Source organism: Saccharomonospora saliphila YIM 90502 (genome assembly GCF_000383795.1).
GTDB classification, from domain to species: Bacteria; Actinomycetota; Actinomycetes; order Mycobacteriales; family Pseudonocardiaceae; genus Saccharomonospora; species Saccharomonospora saliphila.
In genome coordinates this window covers 177,374-179,535 of record NZ_KB912678.1, presented here as the reverse complement: position 1 = coordinate 179,535, position 2,162 = coordinate 177,374, and the positions used below count along the sequence as shown (strand labels likewise).

The 2,162-nt window shown below is 75.0% G+C and carries 2 protein-coding genes; one reads left to right on the top strand and one right to left on the bottom strand.

Annotated elements, in window-relative coordinates; genetic code table 11:
• On the bottom strand, positions 1 to 1,005 hold a 1,005-nt coding region (locus SACSA_RS22855; protein ID WP_048876769.1), incomplete at its 3' end, for a S8 family serine peptidase.
• A gap of 487 nt (positions 1,006 to 1,492) precedes the next feature.
• On the opposite strand from SACSA_RS22855, the gene SACSA_RS26140 reads away from it, so the two are divergent.
• On the top strand, positions 1,493 to 2,162 hold a 670-nt coding region (locus SACSA_RS26140; RefSeq protein WP_048876754.1), incomplete at its 3' end, for a translation initiation factor IF-2 N-terminal domain-containing protein.

The following is a 2,162-nucleotide window of genomic DNA, read 5'->3' as shown; positions in this document are numbered from 1 at the left end:
GCCGGCACCGGTGAGGCCGTGCGGGGTCAGTTCGGCGGAGGCGTTCGACGCGGCCGCGACCGTCAGCGTCCCCCGTTCGTGGGCGTGCCGCACCGCGCGCACCACGGCCTCCCTGGCGACACCCCGCCCGTCGTCCGCTCCGGTGCAGGCGCGTGCCCAGGGCGTCACCACGAAGCTGCTGTTGGCGACCGCGAAACCGTGCTCGGCCGCCCACATGAGTCCGCACACGGCCGCGTCCGGGGTGACGTGTCCGTGGTCGTCGACGACCTTCACCGACGCCAGCCGCGCTCCCGCCGCGACACCGGTGATTCCGCGCCCGTCGTCGGCGGCGGCGACGATCCCGGCGACGTGCGTGCCGTGCGCGGAGCCCGATGGTGCCCAGTCCCGGGGTGAGCGGCGCGGCGTTCCGTCCGTGCAGCCCACCGACAACTCCGGCGCCACCGCGCTCGCGAGATCCGGGTGGGTGGCGTCGATGCCGGAATCGAGCACGCCCACGACGACCCCGGGTGCGCCTTCGCCATCGCGCCGGGCGGACGCGGCGCCGATCGCGCGCAGGTTCCACTGCCGGTCCCGCAGGTCGGTGTCGGGGTTCGCGGGGTGATCGGGCTGCTCGGAGGTGGGTCGCGGTGTCGGGGGCGCCGGGGTCGACGGTGCGTGCCCCGACGGTGGCGCGGAGGAGCCGTGTCCCCCGGGTCTCGTCCCCGGCCCGTGTGTGGCGAACACGCGGGCCGTTCCCAGCGTGTCCGCGAACTCCGGGTTCCGCGAGACGGCCACGGTCACCCCGATCCGGGCGTAGTGGGTGGCGACCGTGCCGCAGGCCGCCTCGATCTCCCGGGTGACGCTCCGGGTCGGCGTCTCTTCCTCGGACAGCACCAGGTAGCGCGTGGCCTGGCCCGCGTCCGCGGGGCAGAGGAACCGCGACGACGTGGGTTCGGCCGCGCCCGGCTGCTGCCCGGCGAGCACGAGTGCGGCACCGAGCACGGCCGCGCTCCCGCACTTACGCAACGCCCACCTCCCGCGGCCGGTCCGTGCGTCGGATTCGCCTCGTGGGCGCACGCTAACGAGCAGGTCAACGGGGGACAACCGGACGCGCGAACTTCCCCCGGTCGGGGTTGCCCGGACGAGGGCCGCAATGACGCGGTGTAGGTATGGGATACTGGGTGCCGGTTACCGAACCGTCGTCGCCGTCGCCCGAGGCGGGACGCGGTCGCGGGTGACCCGGTGACGTGCCGGAAGAACCACGGGTCGTCGCCGCCGCGCACCGACCGTGCCGGACGGCTCGACGACGTGGAGGCACCCGTGCGCGGGTGCGTGTTCGTCCGGGACGTCGTCGCGGGACCTGCCGTCGGTGCGATGCCGGGGAACACCGGCCGTGTCGAGGGCATGACAGGGCAAGGATTCCCGTCGCGGTGGACCCCACCACGGCGGACACAACAGGGATACGGCCCCTGCGCGGCCGCGTGGTGAACGCGCCCGGGGGCGGAGGAGATGTATGTCGAACGCGGAGACACCCGCCGAGAACACGGGCGGGACCGCCGCCACATCCATGTCGGGCGCGCTGGCGGACTTGCCGGAACGGACCCGGGTGCACGTCGTCGCGAAGCGGCTCGGGACAAGCAGCAAGGAAGTGCTCGCGATCCTGGCCGGGTTGGGCGAGACGGCGCGCAGCCCACAGTCCGGCGTCACGAGGGAGACGGCGTATCAGGTCGCCGAGGCACTCGGCGTGGTGGACCGCGACGCCTCCGGTGAGCCGGCGCCGTCCGACGGCACCGGCGGACGCGCGGCGACGAACGCGGGCGCTCCGGCCTCGGGCGAAGCCCGGACCGACCGGACGTCCCAGGAACAGGCCCGGCCGGAGCAGCAGGCCGAGCGGGAGCACGAGCCCGCGCAGCAGACGCCACAGGCTGTGCACGAGCCGCAGACGGAACGCGAGGCGCGGACGGAGTCGGCGCCGCGGGCGGAGTCGACGGCGCAGGCTGAGTCGACGGCGCAGGCTGAGTCGACCTCGAACACGGAGCAGACGGCGCAGGCTGAGCACGAGGCGCGGGCGGAGTCGGCGCCGCGGAAGGAGTCGACCTCGCAGCCGGAGCGGACGGCGCAGGCGGCGCCGGAACCACGGGCGGAGCAGCGGACCCGGCCGGAACCGCAGGCCCAGCCGGAGC